Genomic DNA, 20,085 nt, shown 5'->3' with positions numbered 1-20,085 from the left:
TTCCATTTAATTTCCGATTAGCTCGGATTTCATACACAAAAGTACGTTATATCCTTCCAATTAATTTCCACTTACAAGTGGAAATTCAATGTCTGCACAAATTCTCTTGAAGCGACTAAGGTATTTATCATAAAGGAACAAAGCAGTTTAATTGCATTATTACCTTGGATTTTAAACAGTTATGAGTGAATCAGTTGTCGTTTTTAAGATGTCGGAAAATAACCTCGATATCGATGAGGTAACACAAGAACTGCTGGCCGTCATTAGTGGCTGGCTTAAACAGGAAAATTGCTACACCACGGATGTACAACAACAGATGTTGGAGTCTCATCTTAGAGCCATGGTGGTTAGAGCTAAAACGGGTGAAGCCTTACCTGAAGTCGATATCAGCCTATTTGATGAGATTTCAGAACACTCGATTGCTTTATCGCAACGCGTTGTCGATACCCTACCAGGGCTCGCGCCAGAAGAGACATTTTTACTCTCTGTTCACTTTGAAGTTATCCGTTCGAATGATTAATTTTTGAGGAATATCACTATGAAACAAGTTGTTGTTGCTATCGGAGACCGTTTAGGAAAAGGCCAAAAAGTGGCAGTAGGAGTTGAAAGTGCAGGCGGTAAAGCCATTGTTGTCCCGGGTGTAGCGGCAGATATGAAGCTCGGTGATGTTATGAATGCTGAACACGCTGATTTAGGTATCTCCTTTTGTGGAAGTGGTGGTGCAGGTGCTATCACAGCACAAACTAAATACGGCTATAAGGCGCGTTATGGCATGCGCTCGATTGAGGAAGGTGAAACCGCGATTGCTGAGGGTTGCACTGTTTTAGGCTTTGGCTTTATGGATAAAGAAGAATTAGGCGAGCGTTTAGTTAAAGCTTACCTCAAAAAATACGGCGACGCGTAATGAAGAAATCTATCGAAACGGTTGTGCGAGTCTCTGGGCAAGGTGACAGCAAACAAAAAGCCATTGCTGATGCACTGAACTCGATTCAACGCACGGTACTAAAAGAGAGCAATGACATTATCCTGCGAATCGAACCTAAGGATGTTGCCGTTGTGAGTGCATATTCGCACTCGCGGACAGAAAAGTTTCTTTTCGTTTTTCTGCCGCGCAAACGTGAACATTTCCGTGTGGTGCTCGACGTTTCGCTAGATGTCACCCTACTTTCTGTCAACGAAATACCATTTACAGAACAATAAAAACAATTCAGGTCTGGAGGCATTTCCATGAGTGAAACTGCATCTTTCTTAGAAATACTGGGTATGTCCCTCATTATAGGCGGCCTATGTGGCTTTGGCCTTGGTGCAGGTGCTGCCCGCATGTTCCACGCTCCTACAGTCCAAGGGATGGGGGCATTCCGTACACTCGGCGAACTGAATGCATGTGAAGGCGATCCTGCTTCTCACTTCTCGTTCGGTTTAGGCTTCTTCTTTAACGCATGGGCATCCTCGGTTGCCGCCGGTGCATTCACACAAGACGTTGACCACCGCATCATTCCTAACTGGGGTGCGGCTGCATTGCTCTCTAAAAACCGTAATGTCGCTGAAACACTGCATAACCCGAAAAAAATGGCTCTAGCTTGTACCATTATCGGTGCATTGGTTGTTGCCTTCTTAAATACAACAGCGTCCGCTGTTCCTGCTGCGTTACAAACGACAGCAATCAACGTATTAGTGCCTGCTGCAAACCTACTGGTAAATACCGTAATGCCAGTTATTTTCTGGTTAGCCGCGATGGATGCAGGTCGACGCTCAGGTTTTTGGGCTACCCTTTTCGGTGGCTGTGCACAACTCATTATGGGAAATGCTATCCCTGGCTTGGTTCTGGGTATCCTGATCGGTAAAGGTGTTGATGATAACGGCTGGAACCGTGTCACACGTACGATGATGATCACCGTTGTCTTACTGTTTGTTTTAAGTGGCTTCTTCCGTGAGTTTGACCTGAAGATGATCACCTCTTTCAACTTAGATAAACCTCTGTGGCTTGAATACATCCATGGATTACTGAGCGGGAAATAATTATGACAACTGAAATTAACAAACAAGATTTTTGGTACGCTGAGTGGTCGTTCCCTATTTTTGTCGGGCTATTATCAGCAGGCATTTTTGCAGGGACTCACATGTATGTTGTTTACGGATTCGGCGCATTTAACGAAGTTGCTTTCGTCGCAATGTTAAAAGCAGGCTTAGATACAGGCGTTTACGGCGCTGTTGCGGCATTTGGTGCGAGCTTCCTGTTCGCACGGATCATCGAAGGCTCCCTAGTCGGTATTTTGGATATCGGTGGTGCATTACAAACAGGTATTGGCCTTGGCGTCCCAGCGCTATTTCTTGCGGCGGGTTGGGATATTTTGGTTACCAATTTCTGGATCTCCCTGATTACTGGTTTGTTACTCGGCGTGTTAATTGGCTTGATCATTGTATTTGCGCGTAAATTTACCATCGCACAAGCCAACTCGACATTCGGTGCTGACATAATGATGGGAGCAGGTAATACGTCCGGTCGTTTCTTAGGTCCTTTAATTATTTTGGCTGCGATGGCTGCCTCCATTCCGATTGGTATTGGTTCGCTGATTGGTTCACTCATCTTCTATGTATGGCAGAAACCTGTCGCAGGTGGTGCAATTTTAGGCGCGATGTTATTTGGTTATTTCTTCCCTCTCGCCGCCTAATGACTAAATAGCAAAGAAGGTAATTATGTATTCTTTAATCATCAAACAGGGTAAACATATCGATGGAACATTAATCGATATTCTGATTAAAAATGGAAAGATCGAAGCTGCGGGCCCGGCGTTGGCCTGCAACCAACAAGCTGAAAAATGGATTGATCTAAAAGGAAAAACCTATGTCAGCGCAGGGTGGATTGATTCGCACGCTCACTGTTTTGTGGAGTCACCTATTTACTTTGATGAGCCCGATTTAGCAGGTGCTGCTGGTGGGGTTACCTCACTGGTTGATGCAGGCAGTGTCGGTGCTGATGATATTGATAAATTTTATCAGCTAACACAAAAAGCCCAGACTAACGTATTTTCCTTATTAAACATTTCACGTATCGGTATTATCGCGCAAAATGAATTATCTGATATGAATAATATCGACGAAACCTGTTTCCAAGAGGCGATAGAACGCCACGAAGGTTTTGTTGTTGGAATGAAAGCACGCATGAGTAAAAGTGTCGTTGGTGACAACGGTATTGCTCCCCTCCTCAAAGCCAAACAGATGCAGAAAAAGCATCGATTGCCATTAATGGTACACATTGGTAATAACCCACCTAATATTGATGAGATTGCAGATTTATTGACGCGTGGGGATATTATTACTCACTGCTTTAATGGTAAGCCGAATCGCATTCTTGATAATGATGGAAATTTAAAACCGTCGATTGCACGTGCACTTGCGCGCGGTGTGATCTTAGATGTCGGTCATGGCGGTGAAAGCTTTAGCTTTAAAGTCGCAGAACAAGCGATGCGTATTGGTACCTATCCAGACATTATTAGCTCTGATATCTATCATCGAAATCGGGTTAATGGTCCAGTTTATAGCCTTGCTTTTGTGATGACCAAATTCCTGTGTATGGGCTTTAGCGCAGAAAAAATATTGCGCTGTGTGACAGAAAAAGCCGCCGATTTATTAGCTCTACCTGCAAAAGGTTATTTAAAGCCTGGCTTTGATGCCGACATCACACTGTTTGATTTAAAAGAAGAAGCCACTGAACTCACGGATGCTGAAGGCGAACGCCGCATCGGTACTCATCGCTTTGTGCCCATTGCCGCGATTATTGGTGGAAAACATATTATTCATGCAGAAGGCGAATCTGAACATGCAATCGATTTATGAGAAGTATCAACTAAAACACGTGATTAACGCCTCTGGCCGCATGACCATTCTTGGCGTTTCAACCCCAACACCAGAGGTGGTTGAACGTGTCGCTTATGGCCTTAATCACTATTTTGAAATTAAAGATTTAGTGAATAAAACTGGCGATTACATTGCGAAATTACTTGATGTTGAAAGTGCCGTTGTGGTTTCTTGTGCTTCCGCGGGGATCGCACAAGCCGTTGCTGCTGTGATTGTACGTGATGACGATGACTTGCTGCTAAATTTACACTCATCCTCTAAGGCTGTTCCACGTGAAATCGTCTTACCCAAAGGTCATAACGTTAATTTTGGTGCCCCCGTCGATACGATGATCACACTCGGTGGCGGCAAAGTGATTGAAGCGGGTTTTGCTAATGAATGTTCGGCGGCTCAACTTTCCGCGAAGATCACGCCACAAACAGCAGCTATTCTGTACATCAAATCCCACCACACAGTGCAAAAAAGTATGCTTAGCGTGAGCGAAGCCGCGGCTGTTGCTCGTCAACATCATGTGCCACTGATCGTTGACGCCGCGGCAGAGGAAGATCTGACCAGCTACTATCAATCAGGCGCTGATTTAGTGATTTACAGTGGTGCTAAAGCGATCGAAGGACCAACCAGCGGCCTCGTTGTGGGTAAAAAAACCTATATCGAATGGGTAAAACGCCAAAGCCAAGGTATTGGCCGCGCAATGAAAGTCGGCAAGGAAGGCATTTTAGGATTAACACTGGCGATAGAACAATACTTAACCGCCACAAAAGAAACTGGCGCTGAAATGGTGAATCGCATGAATGGCTTTATTGAAGAGCTCAATGGGATCCCTGCGATTTCGGCTCGCATCGTATGGGATGCTGCCGGACGTGATATCGCCCGCGCTGAAATTAGCTTTGATGAAAAAATGATGGGTAAAACGACCTATCAAATCATGAGCGAATTAAAACAAGGGGATACTGCAATCTACTTTCGCGAATATAAAGCCAATGAAGGTAAGGTAGAGGCGGATATTCGCAGTGTCAGCAATGATCAACTGAATATCATTGCAGAGCGTATCCGTTTGTTAGTCAAAGGAATTTAACATGAAATTATCACCAAATTTTTACCGAAACCGTGTTTGCCTGAATGTCCTCGCTGGCAGCCATCAAAATGCCAAAGATATCTATCAAGCAGCTGAAACCTTTGTCGTTGTTGGTGTACTATCGAAAAATTACCCTGATTTAGATAGCGCGATTGCGGATATGCGTGTTTACGCAAAAGAGACCGATAATGCGCTATCTGTAGGACTTGGGGCAGGTGACCCTAATCAATCCACCATGGTTTCATTAATTTCTCAGGAAATCCAACCACAGCACGTCAACCAAGTGTTCACAGGTGCACCGATTAGCCGTGCACTGCTTGGACAAAATGAAACGTTTGTCAACGCGTTAGTGTCACCGAGTGGTACTGTTGGTATGGTAAAAATCTCTACTGGCCCACTCAGCTCTCAGGCGCCAGAAGGAATCGTTCCTGTTGAAACCGCCATTATGATGCTGAAAGATATGGGGGCAAGCTCTATCAAGTTCTTTAATATGAAAGGATTAACTTATATTGAAGAATATAAAGCCGTTGCTAAAGCCTGTGCTAAGTTTGATTTTTCACTAGAACCAACAGGTGGCATTGATTTGGAGAATTTTCCACAAATCCTGCAAATCGCCCTCGATGCTGGTGTGAAGAAAATTATTCCGCACATTTACAGTTCAATCATTGATAAAGAAAGCGGCGACACCCGTCCAGACGATGTGCGTAAGTTGCTAGAAATGGTTAAACAAGCCGTTAAGTAGCTATTTAAAAAACCATCAACAGTGATTCTTTTTTAATAAGTTTGAATAGCACTGACGTTTTTTCTCAGTAACTCACGTTATGGTAAGGCAGCAACTGGATCACTGGAATTTTTGCTCAGTCATTCCAGTTGTGGCAAGGCGGCAAAACGAAGATATCCCTAGGTGCATACTAAGGTATGTCACTAGGGCCAACGCAGCCACGGTTTGAAGTATGATGAAAAAATTGGAGTTGGCCGATAAGCCGGGTTCTGTCTTGGACAACCATTCATCTAGGCCAGCACTTGCGCACTGGCTCCAGCAACCTACCCGAGTTCAATGCGGGCCGCACCATATGAACCCCTATTTGGTCTTGCTCCGGGTGGAGTTTACCGTGCCACGAACTGTTGCCAGTCGCGCGGTGCGCTCTTACCGCACCCTTTCACCCTTACCTGTACCTGTAAACAGGCCATCGGCGGTTTGCTCTCTGTTGCACTAGTCGTAGGCTTGCGCCTCCCAGACGTTATCTGGCACCCTGCCCTATGGAGCCCGGACTTTCCTCCCCTCTACCCGTCTCCCGAAGGACAACGATAGAGCAGCGGTTGTCTGGCCAACTCCGCTGCGGATTATAGGCACTTTGCCTAGCCTTGTATAGGGGTTTATGCAGTTATCAATCGTTATTAGGTTGTTCAAGCATCAATTTATAAAGGCGATTTTTCTTTAAGCCATAAATTTCAGCAGTAATCGCTGCCGCTTTTTTAGGGGGGAGCTCCTGCTGTAGCAGATTCAACGTACGGATAACATCAGGTGAAATGTCATCGTCATCCGGATTTGCTTTATAGCCTTCGACTATCAGCACCATCTCACCACGATGACGATTTTCATCCTCTTTTACCCAAGCGAATAGCTCCCCGACAGGCCGTCCTTCAATTGACTCCCAAGTCTTTGTGATTTCACGAGCAAGCACCACATGACGCTCGGGTCCCCAAACTTCAATCATGTCTGCTAAACTATCGAGTAAGCGATGTGTTGACTCATAAAAAATTAATGTACGCGTCTCTCGTTCAAGTGCTTTAAGGACATCTTTTCTGCCTTTACTTTTGGCGGGTAGAAATCCCTCATAGCAAAAACGGTCAGAAGGCAAACCCGCGGCACTAAGCGCCGTGATTGCAGCGCATGCACCGGGTAATGGCACAACACGGATCCCCGCTTCACGGCAACGAGTGACTAAATGATAGCCAGGATCGTTAATTAAAGGTGTACCTGCATCGGAAACTAATGCGATACTATCGCCCTGTTGAAGTCTGCTAATTAATTGATCTGCCTTCTGCTGTTCATTATGATCATGCAAGGCGAACATGCGTGCATTAATGGCAAAATTCTGTAACAGTATTCCTGAATGCCGTGTGTCTTCTGCAGCGACAAGGTCAACATGTTTAAGAACATCCAACGCACGTTGCGTGATATCGCCCATATTACCGATAGGGGTGGGCACGATATACAGCGTGGATGCCATAACCACTGCTTGATTAGGTTGATTCATTGTTTCATCCGAATAGCCGGTTTAAAATTAAGCAACTGAAAATACACCACTGGATACAGTATGCGTCCTTCAATTTTTTTGCATGTAAAAAAAGGGTTAATCTGCACAGCAATGCTATCAGCTTTAATGCTGTCAGGCTGTCAGCTTACAGGGGATAACAAAGCACCTATTACCCCAACGACACCGGAACAGATCAGTTCCGAAATAAATCGGTATCAGTCTATCATTGATTCCGCGCAAGGTAAGCCTTCTAGCGATGTTCTGCGTGCTTATATTGGTCAAGAAGCCTTATTGACCGAACAAACAGCCCGCCAAGCCAATATCGATAGCACATGGCAAATGTTAACACAAATGACGCCTGAGCAAATTCAAGGCATTGGCGCTGACGAAATCACCTTAGCAGGCTGGGTCGATTTACTCGATATTTATCTCAATAATCGCGATGATGTTGCAACGCTAAAAGCAGGTGTTGATGATTGGAAAATTCGTTATCCAAATCACCCAGCAGCACAAACACCGCCTAGCCAACTGCTACAATCCATGCAGCCACCTGTCGGTAAAAACCCTAAAATAGCCCTTTTTCTGCCAATGAGTGGTCAAGGAAAAGTTTTCGGTGAAGCAATCATGAAAGGTTTCATGGATGCACAAAAAGGTTTACCACAAGCGCCGGCTGCAACGTCAAATACAGCACCAACGCCTGAGCAAAGTAGTCATAATGATGTATTAGAGCAAATTTACGCTGAGGTGGCCGCGGCAACAGGTAATGATAATGCAACCAATGATGCTGATATCGTTAACCCGTCTTTGAGTATTGCAGCTACACCAACCAATTCCCAAAGTATCAAAGTATTTGATACCAATGGAAAGCAAATCTCTCAGTTGTTGCAACAAGCCCAAAGTGAAGGCTTTACTTTAGTGGTAGGCCCGTTATTGAAACCTGAAGTACAGGCGATTGCACAAGCAGGTTCGCCGTTAAGTGTCCTAACACTGAATGAGTTAGATGCCGATAAATTGCAGCCCCGCCCCAACCTTTGCTATTTTTCACTGTCTCCTGAAGATGAAGCTAAGAATGCCGCAGCACATATCATGGCGGAAGGTAAACGAGCGCCATTAATTTTAGTGCCGAACAATGCCTTCGGTGAACGTATTGCCAAAGCATTTGCTGAAGAGTGGCAATCAAAAGGGGGGTCTACCGTCCTTAAACAATCTTTTGGTTCTGTGGCCTCGCTGAAAGAGTCGATTAACCGAGGCGCGGGGATTCGTATGACCGGTACACCTGTCGTCATCAATCCCCCAGTTGCAGCAAAATCGATTGATGGGCAAAACTATCCTGAGCTTTCACAACCAGAGCCTCAAATGAGTTCCTCTAATTCTATCGATGCGGTCTATATTGTTGCCACTCGTGATGAGCTAACCTTGATCAAGCCGATGATTGAAATGGCGATTAGTAGCCGTCAACGCCCAGCCCTATATGCAAGTTCACGCAGTAACCAAGCCGGCAATGGCGCTGATTTTCGTTTCGAAATGGAAGGCTTAAAATTCAGTGATATTCCATTATTAGCTGGTGCAAATAACAATTTACGCAAACAGGCCCAACAAAAGATAAATAATGATTATTCGTTGTTGCGCCTCTATGCGTTAGGTATCGATGCTTGGTCGCTAGCGAATAACTACGATCAACTACAACAAAATGCCCAATTCCGTCTACAAGGTGCATCAGGTACTTTGAGTGTGGGAGAAAACTGTGTTGTTTACCGCGACCTTCCTTGGTTACAGTTCAACCAAGGACAAATCAAATTAGCAAGATAATCTTGCCGTGCAATTAGGATGATTGCCCAACTTTAAGACAAGGACGTCATGCAACCTCTCAAAAAAACATTAAAATGGTTAGCTGGTCGGTACTATGAAAGTCAAGTACAGGCCTTCCTGCAACAACAGGGGTTAACATTTGTTGAGCGAAATGCCAGAAATCGCCATGGTGAAATCGACCTAATTATGCGCGATGATACTGGTTGGGTATTTGTTGAAGTACGTTTTCGTCAAGACAAACGATATGGTGGCGCACTCTTATCAATCGATAGATGCAAACGCAGGAAACTGATTGCTGCTGCTAAATATTGGCTTGCCGAAAAACAAGAAAGCTTCGAAACTACTGCATGTCGTTTTGATATCTGTGCGATTACTGATCGTCAGTTTGAATGGATACAGAATGCCTTTAACGATAGTGAACATGTTGGTTAATTTCACAGGAAAATAAGCAAGTGCTGGATAGAATTAAAGTCTGTTTTACAGAAAGTATTCAAACTCAGATAGCAGCAGCAGAAGCGCTGCCCGATGCTATATCACGCGCAGCAATGATGATGGTTCAATCACTGCTAAACGGTAACAAAATTTTATGTTGTGGAAATGGGGCTTCTGCCGCAACAGCGCAACGCTTTGCGACTAGCATGATCCACCGATTTGAAACTGAGCGTCCAAGCCTACCCGCACTCGCTCTCAATACGGATAATGCAGTGTTAACGGCCATTTCCGGTAGCAAACAACCCACTGAAATCTATGCTAAACAGGTGAGAGCACTCGGTCAGCATGGTGATGTTTTAATGGCTATCTCAACACATGGTAATAGCAGTGATATTATCAAAGCCGTTGAAGCTGCTGTCACTCGTGATATGACAATTGTTGCTCTGACAGGTTATGATGGCGGCGAACTTGCGGGTCTCTTGGGACCACAAGATGTTGAAATACGTATACCATCACAACGTAGTGTCAGAATCCAAGAGGTTCATCTTCTTACGGTGAATTGTCTTTGTGATCTCATCGATAATACACTTTTCCCTCATCAGGATGATTAAGGAGCAAAAATGCGATTACTCCCAATAGTAGCCATTATTCTTAGTATGACAATGCTACAAGGCTGTATCGGCGCTGCCGTTGTCGGTTCTGCTGCGGTTGCGACAAAAAGCGCAACTGACCCACGTTCTGTCGGCCAACAAGTTGATGATGGTACGTTAGAAGCGCGCGTCAGCGGCCAATTGAATAAAGATAAAGACATAACAGGCAAAGCTCGCATTATTGCGACCGCTTATAAAGGAAATGTTTTGCTGACAGGTCAAAGCCCTGATTTATCTTGGGCTGAGCGAGCAAAACAAATAGCAGCAAATGTTGAAGGAACTAACGCTGTCTATAATGAAGTTCGTCAAGGTGAACCTGTTGATTTAGGCACCGCGTCAAAAGATACTTGGCTGACAACGAAAGTGAAATCAAAGATCCTCACCAGTGATGCTGTGAAGTCATCCAGCGTGAAAGTGATTACTGAAAATGGTGAAGTCTTCTTATTGGGTATTTTAACCAAACAAGAAGGGGATGCTGCGGCAAAAATCGCCAGTGAAACAGAAGGTGTTCGTCGTGTCACGACCGCTTTCACCTATCTCAATTAATCATAAACAATAATATATTGTTATAAAAAGAAAAGTCATGAATGAAAATTCATGACTTTTTTATTCGTCAGGACCGATGGTATTATTTTTCAGATAATTCCTACCCCCAAGAAGGTACATCTGATTCAAGATCCAAGCCTGTCTCTTTAACACATATGAAGAGGGTGATTTCACCTTAAACCTGTGAGGATTCGGCAAAACAGCCACTAATAGTGCAGCTTCTTCCATAGTTAGTTGATTTGCTGACTTTTTAAAGAATTTTTTTGATGCCTCTTCAACCCCAAAAACCCCCTCATCAAACTCAACTATGTTTAAATAAACAGTCAATATTCTTGTTTTTGACCACATAAGCTCCATAACAGGAGTCATCAATGTTTCAAGGCCTTTTCTTATCCAGCTTCTTCCATCCCATAACCACAAGTTTTTTACTGTCTGTTGAGAGATAGTTGAAGCCCCTCGAATTGTGTTTTTTTTACTCATATTATGCTTATAAGCCTTCTCTATAGCTTCCAGATCAAAACCCCAGTGATGAGGAAAATTTTGATCTTCTGCTGCTATAACAGCCAAATATAAGTAAGGAGAAATGTGATTTTCATCAACCCATTCCGAACGAGAAACATAAGAAAAATTTAAGTTTATCCATGCGGATAATTGCCTTTCTACCATGACAGCAGAAAATGGCACTGGCACGAATTTAAACGCAATCACAGTCAAAAACCAAACCGCGACTAGCGAAAGCAAAACTTTCCGTAACCAGCGCCATAATCGAGAAATTATCATGCTCATCGAGTCAATTATGCCATTTCTAATACTTTCTCAACGAGCTTATTAATACCGACTTCAGCCTCGGAGATTGATTGAGCCAGCATATAAGCGGGAGTCGTAACAACTTTATTAGCATGATCGACTACAATATTATCCACTGTGCAGGTAATGTGTTTACCTCCCATCTTTTCGATCTGAGCAATCGTTTCCTTATCATTACCAATTGTTAATTCAACTGAAGTATTGAGGAGCTTAGGAAGCATGACCGGTGCTATGCACATCAGACCTAGAGGCTTTTTCTGCTGGTACATTTGTTGGACTAAACTTAATAGTTCTTTATTAATTTCACAGTCACTTCCTTTAACCGCAAAATCACATAAATTCTTTGCCGCACCAAAACCACCAGGAATTATGAGGGCATCCAGCTTATTTGCGTCAGCAGAGGATAAAGGCGCTATTTTCCCACGAGAAATACGTGCAGATTCCTCCATTTGATTACGATTATCCTTTTTCAATTCACCAGTAATGTGATTTATTACAGTAGGTTGAGATTCATTTGGTGCAAAAAAATGAACTTCAGCATTTTTTTTACTCAAAGCAAGCATAGTTAACACTGACTCATGAATCTCGCTTCCATCAAAAACACCGCATCCACTTAAAATAACCGCAATTGATTTCATATCTTGCTCCATTTGTAGTAAATTATCACTGAACCGCGAAAAGGGAATAAACATCAATCTTCATCACAGATTTTAATGAATCTTGTAACAAAATCGCTAATATTTGGTATCTTGGTATTATTCCCTTGAGCAGTAATCAAATTTTAAAGGTCTGCCCAAAAAGAAAACCATAGGTAGATCAACGATTTCCCTGGTGTTGGCGCAGTATTCGCGCACCCCAACTTCGGTTGGGGTTATTTTTTTGTACGTCTATCAACGTAGTTTCTTAAAGTTTCTATATCCGACTTCCAATCTTGCTTTAATTCATCAACCCACTCTTGTACATTATCCCACCAAGCAGGAAGTTCAGGTGATTGGATCTGCTGGGCGATGTTTTGTAGGTTCTTCAACCCGACAGAACCGGCTGCCCCTTTAATTTTATGCGCCTCTTCAACGATACCTTTCTGATCTTTAGCCACCATATTGGAATCTAAAATAGCCAAATATCCCGGTATCATTTTTTCAAAGACTTCAAGACCATCGTAAATGACCTTCGGACCGATCAACGACAAGTATTGTTCTAGCATTTCGCAATCGAGTACTGACTCATCGGTATCGCTAGAAACGCTTTGTACGCCATCCTGAGGCGTTTCGTTGGTATTCTCACCCCAGTATTGCTCTATGACCTGTTTAAGGGCGGATACCGCTAGTGGTTTACTTAAAACGCCATCCATTCCTGCGTCGAAATACTCTTTCTTATCTTTTAGAACATTTGCAGTCAGTGCAATGAGCGGAGGAAGTTCGTCTTTGCGATAACGCTGGTTTAATTGTTGTGCGATATCAATTCCAGTCATATCAGGGAGCTGAATATCCAGCAACACTAAATCGTATTCACCAGGGGTAAACATCGCTAACGCCTCTTTGCCATTCATTGCGACATCAACGGTGTTACCCAATTTTTCTAGCACAGAGCACGCCACAACCACATTGAGTTCAATATCTTCCACCAGCAAAATATGCAAGGCTGGTAATGGATAGTCATCATCACTTTCTTGAGAATCGATAACTTCTTCTTCAACAACAGGGGCAACGATCGAAAGCGTAAAGGTTGAACCTTTGCCTATTTCACTTTCAACCTGAATATCTCCCCCCATGTTTTGGGCTAAACGACGCGATACCGATAAACCGATGCCAGTTCCTGTTGCAGGTTTACCACCAGCGCTATCGGTCACTTGATAATACATCGCAAAAATTTTATCGAGTTCGTCTTTCGGAATACCAATACCACTGTCTTGCACACTGAAAAACAGTTTGTCTTCTCCTTCTCGCCAGATGCTTAATTTAACCTCACCTTGCTGCGTGAATTTGACGGCGTTGCCAATTAAATTCCATAGAATTTGACGAAGTCGTGTGCCATCTGTCAGCACTGTCTCTGGTAGGCCTGTCGCAACATCCATCACAAATCTCAAGCCTTTCGGTTGCACTAACAAGCCACTAAGGTTTTCTAAATCATTAACAAATTGCGGTAATACGACAGGCTGGTTATCCAGTTGTACCTTACGACGCTCAATTTTATCCATTTCAATCACATCATTGAAAATATTCCCCAATGTGACTGCACTGACATGAATCGTTTTTAGGTAATTCATTTGTTCAGCTGTTAGGTCGGTATCTAATAGAATACGACTCAGCCCAACAATACCATTAAGTGGTGTACGTAATTCATGGCTGATTGTAGAAATAAACGTTGTTTTATCCCTACTTGCGTTCTCTAAAGCCTCTTGATAACGCTTACGTTCCGTAATATCTCGACCAAAGCCCATCAAACCGTGTCGTTTACCCACTCTGTCATAGAAAGGAACTTTACGTAGCTCGAAACACGCTTTTCTACCATCAGGATAAACAAGCCATTGTTCATAGGTAAGCGAGACATTGTGACGAAAAACCTTTTCATCGGTTTCCATAACTTTTGAGGCGATTTCAATATCATAGATATCCATCGGCGTTAAACCAACGAGGTGTTTTTCACTCTTACCTGTGAGTAACTCCATGGCTCGGTTACACCCTGAAAACTCGTTATTCTCATTGCGGTAATAAACCAAGTCAGGTGAGGCATCAAGGAATGAGCGTAACAGCACAGATTGTTGTTCAAGCTCAATTTGAGTTTGCTCGCGATGCTTCATTTCTTGTTTTAATTGCTCAAGCAACTCAAGGTGGGCTCTTTCTGCCCTTTCACGCTCAATAATTTCCTGATTTAGCTGCTCAATATTGCCTTGTAATTGACTATTTAGTTCTGCATCACGCTTACGCATCACCTCCAACTTATCAACCATGCGAGAGAGGCGTTGTCGTGACTCTTCCAGCTGTTCAACAACAACAGATAAAAAATAAACAGCCAGAGGCGTAATAATTAAGCCAAAGAAAATAGAACCGACGAGATCGAGACTATCGACCTGCCCACGTAACACAATAGTTACTGCCATTTGCATTATCATCGCCAGAACGACTAACGCAGATGCAAGCAGGAGAGAAAACCTAACTAGCCCTAGCTTCATCATGAGATCGACATAATATTGCGCAAGACCGCGAAGTACTTTCATAACCACCCCTTAATATGATACTCACTGAATCATATATCAAATGAGGCACATTCGATTCATTGTTGGTAAAAAATGTCGATCCGGCTCATTAATCTTAAGTGTTTTTATCGACACGATATTTCACCGTACTCGGTGAAATCTTTATGGTCATCGCTTTATTATTACCAAATAAAATAATGTAATATTTAATATAATCAAGCCAAAATAGCACCAAAAATGAAAAATAAACTTTATTTTTCAAAATCATAAGTATTTATGATGATTTCCCGTTATCTTATTAATTTTATAAAACGACAAAAAACAGAGCAAAAAACCAGATAAATTTAAAAATTAAAAATATATCATTACCTAATAAGTAAAACCCGATAGAGTTGCGACCAAAAAGCGCACTTATTAGTGATGTATATCACAGCATTTACAAAAACAAGACCTGTGTCACAAAAGCATTTTTGGTAACTTTTTTCTTCTTAATCAATTAAATAACATTATTTTATATCGCAAATAATGTTATTTACGCGCTATTTGACCTAGAAAAAGAATCTCGCTAATTTAAAACCTTACCGTGTCCGCCCTCTCATCTGATGACGTATACATAACGATTACCCTCATACACTGTTTATTTTTATTAATAATGAAAACAGCGAATTACTGACGCTGTCATTTGGTGTGCGCAGAAGATTAGCCACTAAAAATAATGAATAAATAATAAATGAGTAAATTAAAAACAATGAGTTCGTTCTGCTTATAGAAACTAACCATTTGAATTTATTATATTTGTAATGAATGAGCAAAGAAGTACGCTAAAACAGTTGTAGTTATGGTCTTTACAGGACTCTTCTTCCCTGTATTTCACACTACAACTCGGCGATAGGAGAATGAATCCTTAGACACAGTTCAAGCTGACTAGGGAGCAAAACGCAGGTAACAACGTTGTAGTACGAAAGACGACGGAGAATCTATGCTGTACGATAAAAGATTAGAAAAAGACAATTGTGGCTTCGGCCTTATCGCTCATATTGAAGGTGAGCCTAGCCATAAAATCGTCAGAACAGCAATCCACGCACTTGCAAGAATGCAGCATCGTGGAGCGATCCTTGCCGACGGTAAAACGGGCGATGGATGTGGATTGCTATTGCAAAAACCCGACCGTTTTTTTCATTTAGTTGCACAGGATCAGGGTTGGCGCTTAGCACGCAATTATGCTGTTGGTATGATCTTTTTAAGTCAAGATGACGCGATTGCCGCTGACTGCCGGCGTATTGTTGAAGAAGAGATCTTAGATGAAACTCTAGCGATTGTTGGCTGGCGTGAAGTACCTATTAACCGTGAAATTCTCGGTAGTATTGCCCTCGCAAGTCTCCCTAAGATTGAACAACTCTTTATCAATGCGCCCGCAGGCTGGCGCCCTCGAGATCTCGAAAGACGTTTATTCATCGCCCGTCGTCGTATCGAAAAACGTATTACCGATAGTGATTTTTACATCTGTAGCCTCTCTAACCTTGTGACGGTTTATAAAGGGCTATGTATGGCCACCGATTTACCGCGCTTTTTCCCTGATCTTGCTGATTTACGCATGGAATCCGCTATTTGCCTGTTCCATCAGCGTTTTTCAACCAATACGATACCACGCTGGCCATTAGCGCAACCATTCCGCTTTTTGGCTCATAATGGTGAAATAAATACGATCACGGGTAACCGCCAGTGGGCTAGAGCACGTTCATATAAATTTCGAACTCCCCTTATCCCTGATTTGCAGTCAGCGGCACCTTTTGTTAATGAAACAGGATCCGATTCTAGCTCCCTAGATAATATGCTGGAGTTGTTACTCAATGGCGGGATGGATTTGATTCGGGCGATTCGTTTACTAGTACCTCCGGCTTGGCAAAATAATCCTGATATGGATGAAGACCTTAAAGCCTTCTTTGATTTTAACTCCATGCATATGGAACCTTGGGATGGCCCAGCAGGACTCGTCATGTCCGATGGTCGCTACGCTGCCTGTAATCTTGATAGAAATGGCTTACGTCCAGCACGCTACGTTATTACTAAAGATAAATTGATCACCTGTGCATCGGAAGTCGGTATTTGGGATTACCAACCCGATGAAGTCGTTGAAAAAGGGCGTGTTGGCCCCGGTGAATTAATGCTTATCGATACTCAAGAAGGCCGCATCTTACAGAGTGCAGAGACCGATAACGACTTAAAAAGCCGCCACCCCTATAAGCAATGGCTTGAAAAAAATGTGATTCGCTTAATTCCTTTTGAAGCGATGGAGCAACAACAAGATACCGTTGGTCAGCGCTCAATGGATAATCAAACGCTGGCAACCTATCAAAAGCAATTTGCCTATACGAGCGAAGAATTAGAACAAGTTATTCGTGTGCTTGGTGAAAATGGTCAAGAAGCGACGGGTTCAATGGGGGATGATACTCCATTTGCGGTATTGTCACAGCGACCACGTATTCTCTATGACTATTTCCGTCAAATGTTTGCACAGGTCACAAACCCACCGATTGATCCGCTGAGGGAAGCTCACGTCATGTCACTCGCCACCTGTATTGGGCGAGAAATGAATGTATTTTGCGAAGCTGAAGGGCAGGCTCATCGATTGAGTTTCAAGTCACCTATTTTGCTCTACTCTGATTTCCAACAGTTATGTCAACAAGATAGCCGCTATTATCAAACACAGACTATCGACATGACTTACGCATCGTCAACCCACTCATTAAAACAAGCTATTGAAAATCTTTGCCAAGAAGCCCAACAAAAAATTCTCGACGGTGCTGTTTTACTCGTACTTTCTGATCGAAATATTTCTCCGGAGCGCCTCCCTATTCCTGCCGCGATGGCAGTCGGTGCGGTCCAACGCTGCTTAGTCGAAAATAATTTACGATGTGATGCTAACTTAATCATTGAAACAGCAAGTGCCAGAGATCCACATCACTTTGCCGTTTTGTTAGGTTTTGGCGCGACAGCGATTTATCCTTATTTAGCCTACGAGTCGCTGGCTGCTATGTCTGAAAGCCAACTTTTTGATAAACCACTTGGCAAAGTGTTATTGAATTATCGTAACGGCATCAATAAAGGGTTATATAAAATTATGTCGAAAATGGGTATTTCGACAATCGCCTCATACCGTTGCGCGAAATTATTTGAAGCTGTGGGCTTACATGAAGAAGTGACTCAACTGTGTTTCGAGGGTGTCGTTAGCCGCGTCAGCGGGGCTAATTTTAGTGACTTTGAGTTAGATCTATTTAATTTATCTCGTAAAGCATGGTTACCCCGTCTACCGATAGAACAAGGTGGCTTGCTCAAATATATGCATAATGGGGAATATCATGCCTACAACCCAGATGTTGTCAAAACCCTGCAAAATGCAGTGCACAGCGGCAATTATGATGATTACCAAAAATATGCTCAGCTCGTGAACAATCGCCCTACGGCGACGTTTCGTGATTTGTTAGCATTAAAATTGACAAATAAAGCCATTTCCTTAGCCGATGTTGAACCTGAAGAAGCACTATTTTCTCGCTTTGATACTGCCGCCATGTCGATCGGTGCATTGAGCCCAGAAGCCCATGAAGCCCTCGCGATTGCGATGAATACATTGGGCGGTTTTTCAAACTCTGGCGAAGGAGGTGAAGATCCTGCGCGTTATGGCACACAAAAACGTTCTCGAATAAAACAAGTTGCCTCAGGACGTTTCGGTGTAACGCCTGCGTATTTGGTCAATGCTGATGTTATCCAGATCAAGGTCGCTCAAGGGGCTAAGCCGGGTGAAGGCGGCCAGCTCCCCGGAGATAAAGTCACGCCATATATCGCACGTTTACGCTATTCCGTGCCGGGCGTTACACTGATCTCCCCACCACCACATCACGATATTTATTCGATTGAAGATTTGGCACAACTGATTTTTGACCTTAAACAAGTTAACCCACATGCTTTGATTTCCGTTAAATTGGTTTCAGAACCCGGTGTTGGTACTATCGCAACCGGTGTTGCAAAAGCCTATGCCGATTTAATTACCATTGCGGGATATGATGGAGGCACAGGTGCTAGCCCTATTAGCTCAGTGAAGTACGCGGGATGCCCATGGGAATTAGGCCTTGTTGAAACTCAACAAGCACTTGTCGCCAATGGTTTGCGCCATAAAATTCGTTTACAAACGGACGGCGGTCTCAAAACAGGCCTAGACATCATCAAAGCGGCAATACTAGGTGCTGAAAGCTTTGGCTTTGGTACCGGCCCAATGGTTGCCCTTGGGTGCAAATATCTACGCATATGCCATCTCAATAACTGTGCAACGGGTGTTGCAACACAAGATGAAACATTAAGACAACATCATTACCATGGTTTACCAGAACGTGTTATCAATTACTTTCGATTTATTGCCAGAGAAACGCGTGAACTGATGGCGGCATTAGGCGTCACTAAACTCACCGATCTCATTGGTCGTACCGATTTACTCGAGATTATTGAAGGAACGACCGCTAAACAAAACCGAGTTAATCTGCAAAGTTTGTTAGAAACGAGCGAACCGCAGCCAGAGAAAGCCGTTTTTTGTACAGAAACTAATCCTCCATTTGATGAAGGCTTACTGAATCAACGCATTTTACAAGATGCAGAACCTTATTTGGCTCAGAAGCAATCGAAAACCTTTTTCTATGACATCATGAATACCGACCGTTCAATTGGTGCCGCCTTGTCTGGTGAAATTGCTCGTCGCTTCGGTGATCAAGGCTTCGCAGCCACACCATTACAGCTCTATTTTACAGGAACGGCTGGGCAAAGCTTTGGTGTCTGGAATGCAGGTGGAGTGGAATTAATTTTAACGGGTGATGCCAATGACTATGTTGGTAAAGGGATGACAGGAGGCGTTATCGCTATCCGTCCACCAGTGGGCTCTTCATTTGCGACCCATAAAACCACTATTGCTGGTAACACCTGTTTATATGGTGCAACAGGCGGTAAACTCTATGCAGCAGGCCTTGCGGGTGAGCGTTTCGCGGTCCGTAACTCAGGCGCAACGGCGATTATTGAGGGAATTGGTGATAATGGCTGCGAATATATGACAGGTGGGATAGTGTGTGTCCTTGGCAGTACGGGGATCAACTTTGGTGCAGGTATGACGGGGGGCTTTGCTTATGTGCTTGATGAAGAATCTCACTTCTCACGCCGGGTCAACAATGAGATGGTGGAACTACTGTCAGTCAATGATTACCCAATTCACGCTGAACATCTGCGTGGATTAATTACTGAACATGTCCGTTTGACGCAATCAGCGCGCGGTGAAGCCATTCTCGCGGATTGGGAAAATTGGGTTTGCCACTTTACTTTGGTCAAACCCAAATCAAGCGATATCAATGCACTCTTAGGCCACCGTAGCCGTTCTGCGGCTGAATTACGCGTCCAAGCACAGTAAGGAGAGAA

17 protein-coding genes and 1 other RNA gene are annotated in these 20,085 nt (G+C 43.4%); 13 read left to right on the top strand and 5 right to left on the bottom strand.

What is annotated here, in order from left to right:
- Positions 1-181: 181 nt before the first annotated feature.
- Genes O7C57_RS03735 through dagF form a run of 8 tightly spaced genes read left to right on the top strand, consistent with a single transcriptional unit; the run spans position 182 to position 5,675 of the window.
- Positions 182-520, top strand: coding sequence for a transcriptional antiterminator (locus O7C57_RS03735; RefSeq protein WP_163862981.1), 339 nt, complete (start codon positions 182-184; stop codon positions 518-520).
- 18 nt (positions 521-538) lie between these two features.
- On the top strand, positions 539-904 hold the full coding sequence (locus tag O7C57_RS03730) for an SFCGS family glycine-rich protein (RefSeq protein ID WP_154621967.1): 366 nt from the start codon (positions 539-541) through the stop codon (positions 902-904).
- A complete protein-coding gene (locus O7C57_RS03725) occupies positions 904-1,200 on the top strand; it encodes a DUF4312 family protein (RefSeq protein WP_154621966.1) in 297 nt (98 codons plus the stop codon). Before O7C57_RS03730 ends, O7C57_RS03725 begins: the two co-directional genes overlap by 1 nt.
- Positions 1,201-1,227: 27 nt before the next feature.
- Entirely contained in the window at positions 1,228-2,019 is a 792-nt protein-coding gene (locus O7C57_RS03720; protein ID WP_163862983.1) for a DUF4311 domain-containing protein, read from the top strand.
- Between the two features lie 2 nt (positions 2,020-2,021).
- Complete coding sequence (locus O7C57_RS03715; protein WP_154621964.1) at positions 2,022-2,672, top strand: DUF4310 family protein; 651 nt, start codon at positions 2,022-2,024, stop codon at positions 2,670-2,672.
- 25 nt (positions 2,673-2,697) lie between these two features.
- A complete protein-coding gene (locus O7C57_RS03710; protein ID WP_196713617.1) occupies positions 2,698-3,837 on the top strand; it encodes an amidohydrolase/deacetylase family metallohydrolase in 1,140 nt (379 codons plus the stop codon).
- Positions 3,821-4,933, top strand: coding sequence for a DgaE family pyridoxal phosphate-dependent ammonia lyase (locus O7C57_RS03705; RefSeq protein ID WP_154621962.1), 1,113 nt, complete (start codon positions 3,821-3,823; stop codon positions 4,931-4,933). The genes O7C57_RS03710 and O7C57_RS03705 overlap by 17 nt, the downstream gene beginning before the upstream one ends.
- 1 nt (position 4,934) lies before the next feature.
- Positions 4,935-5,675 (top strand): 2-dehydro-3-deoxy-phosphogluconate aldolase, encoded by a 741-nt coding sequence (dagF, locus tag O7C57_RS03700; protein ID WP_269723635.1) that lies wholly within the window; start codon positions 4,935-4,937, stop codon positions 5,673-5,675.
- Positions 5,676-5,896: 221 nt separating this feature from the next.
- Here dagF and rnpB read toward each other — a convergent pair.
- Together rnpB and rsmI are read right to left on the bottom strand one after the other, a co-directional pair.
- An RNA gene (gene rnpB, locus O7C57_RS03695) (RNase P RNA component class A) lies at positions 5,897-6,269 on the bottom strand.
- Positions 6,270-6,321: 52 nt separating this feature from the next.
- Entirely contained in the window at positions 6,322-7,194 is an 873-nt protein-coding gene (gene rsmI, locus O7C57_RS03690) for a 16S rRNA (cytidine(1402)-2'-O)-methyltransferase (protein WP_154621960.1), read from the bottom strand.
- A gap of 60 nt (positions 7,195-7,254) precedes the next feature.
- Between rsmI and O7C57_RS03685 the strand changes: the two genes are divergently transcribed.
- The 4 genes from O7C57_RS03685 to dolP are packed head-to-tail and all read left to right on the top strand — an operon-like array spanning position 7,255 to position 10,631.
- The gene (locus tag O7C57_RS03685; RefSeq protein WP_154621959.1) at positions 7,255-9,003 is read left to right on the top strand and encodes a penicillin-binding protein activator; all 1,749 of its coding nucleotides are present in this window, start codon (positions 7,255-7,257) and stop codon (positions 9,001-9,003) included.
- A gap of 48 nt (positions 9,004-9,051) precedes the next feature.
- Positions 9,052-9,435 (top strand): YraN family protein, encoded by a 384-nt coding sequence (locus O7C57_RS03680; RefSeq protein ID WP_154621958.1) that lies wholly within the window; start codon positions 9,052-9,054, stop codon positions 9,433-9,435.
- A gap of 20 nt (positions 9,436-9,455) precedes the next feature.
- Entirely contained in the window at positions 9,456-10,046 is a 591-nt protein-coding gene (gene diaA, locus O7C57_RS03675) for a DnaA initiator-associating protein DiaA (RefSeq protein WP_070928925.1), read from the top strand.
- 9 nt (positions 10,047-10,055) lie between these two features.
- Positions 10,056-10,631, top strand: a complete 576-nt coding sequence (gene dolP, locus O7C57_RS03670; RefSeq protein ID WP_154621957.1) for a division/outer membrane stress-associated lipid-binding lipoprotein — start codon at positions 10,056-10,058, stop codon at positions 10,629-10,631.
- Between the two features lie 60 nt (positions 10,632-10,691).
- Here dolP and mtgA read toward each other — a convergent pair whose 3' ends face one another.
- From mtgA to arcB, 3 genes are all read right to left on the bottom strand, one after another.
- Positions 10,692-11,417, bottom strand: a complete 726-nt coding sequence (gene mtgA, locus O7C57_RS03665) for a monofunctional biosynthetic peptidoglycan transglycosylase (protein WP_269723634.1) — start codon at positions 11,415-11,417, stop codon at positions 10,692-10,694.
- 8 nt (positions 11,418-11,425) lie between these two features.
- The gene (elbB, locus tag O7C57_RS03660; RefSeq protein ID WP_196713622.1) at positions 11,426-12,076 is read right to left on the bottom strand and encodes an isoprenoid biosynthesis glyoxalase ElbB; all 651 of its coding nucleotides are present in this window, start codon (positions 12,074-12,076) and stop codon (positions 11,426-11,428) included.
- 233 nt (positions 12,077-12,309) lie between these two features.
- Positions 12,310-14,655, bottom strand: a complete 2,346-nt coding sequence (gene arcB, locus O7C57_RS03655) for an aerobic respiration two-component sensor histidine kinase ArcB (RefSeq protein ID WP_163862993.1) — start codon at positions 14,653-14,655, stop codon at positions 12,310-12,312.
- Between the two features lie 958 nt (positions 14,656-15,613).
- Here arcB and gltB point away from each other — a divergent pair.
- The gene (gltB, locus tag O7C57_RS03650; RefSeq protein ID WP_269723633.1) at positions 15,614-20,077 is read left to right on the top strand and encodes a glutamate synthase large subunit; all 4,464 of its coding nucleotides are present in this window, start codon (positions 15,614-15,616) and stop codon (positions 20,075-20,077) included.
- Positions 20,078-20,085 lie beyond the last annotated feature (8 nt).

It is taken from the genome of Providencia sp. 21OH12SH02B-Prov (genome assembly GCF_027362595.1).
In the GTDB taxonomy this organism is placed as follows: domain Bacteria; phylum Pseudomonadota; class Gammaproteobacteria; order Enterobacterales; family Enterobacteriaceae; genus Providencia; species Providencia zhejiangensis.
The sequence above is the reverse complement of the archived record's forward strand: the minus strand, read 5'-3'. Positions and strand labels throughout refer to the sequence as shown.

Coding starts and splice junctions, on each gene's coding strand:
- dolP (WP_154621957.1), top strand. CDS start 10,056: ATGCGATTACTCCCAATAGTAGCCATTATTCTTAGTATGACAATGCTA.
- rsmI (WP_154621960.1), bottom strand. CDS start 7,194: ATGAATCAACCTAATCAAGCAGTGGTTATGGCATCCACGCTGTATATC.
- mtgA (WP_269723634.1), bottom strand. CDS start 11,417: ATGAGCATGATAATTTCTCGATTATGGCGCTGGTTACGGAAAGTTTTG.
- O7C57_RS03705 (WP_154621962.1), top strand. CDS start 3,821: ATGCAATCGATTTATGAGAAGTATCAACTAAAACACGTGATTAACGCC.
- O7C57_RS03735 (WP_163862981.1), top strand. CDS start 182: ATGAGTGAATCAGTTGTCGTTTTTAAGATGTCGGAAAATAACCTCGAT.
- O7C57_RS03715 (WP_154621964.1), top strand. CDS start 2,022: ATGACAACTGAAATTAACAAACAAGATTTTTGGTACGCTGAGTGGTCG.
- O7C57_RS03685 (WP_154621959.1), top strand. CDS start 7,255: ATGCGTCCTTCAATTTTTTTGCATGTAAAAAAAGGGTTAATCTGCACA.
- O7C57_RS03720 (WP_163862983.1), top strand. CDS start 1,228: ATGAGTGAAACTGCATCTTTCTTAGAAATACTGGGTATGTCCCTCATT.
- elbB (WP_196713622.1), bottom strand. CDS start 12,076: ATGAAATCAATTGCGGTTATTTTAAGTGGATGCGGTGTTTTTGATGGA.
- O7C57_RS03725 (WP_154621966.1), top strand. CDS start 904: ATGAAGAAATCTATCGAAACGGTTGTGCGAGTCTCTGGGCAAGGTGAC.
- dagF (WP_269723635.1), top strand. CDS start 4,935: ATGAAATTATCACCAAATTTTTACCGAAACCGTGTTTGCCTGAATGTC.
- arcB (WP_163862993.1), bottom strand. CDS start 14,655: ATGAAAGTACTTCGCGGTCTTGCGCAATATTATGTCGATCTCATGATG.
- O7C57_RS03680 (WP_154621958.1), top strand. CDS start 9,052: ATGCAACCTCTCAAAAAAACATTAAAATGGTTAGCTGGTCGGTACTAT.
- O7C57_RS03710 (WP_196713617.1), top strand. CDS start 2,698: ATGTATTCTTTAATCATCAAACAGGGTAAACATATCGATGGAACATTA.
- gltB (WP_269723633.1), top strand. CDS start 15,614: ATGCTGTACGATAAAAGATTAGAAAAAGACAATTGTGGCTTCGGCCTT.
- O7C57_RS03730 (WP_154621967.1), top strand. CDS start 539: ATGAAACAAGTTGTTGTTGCTATCGGAGACCGTTTAGGAAAAGGCCAA.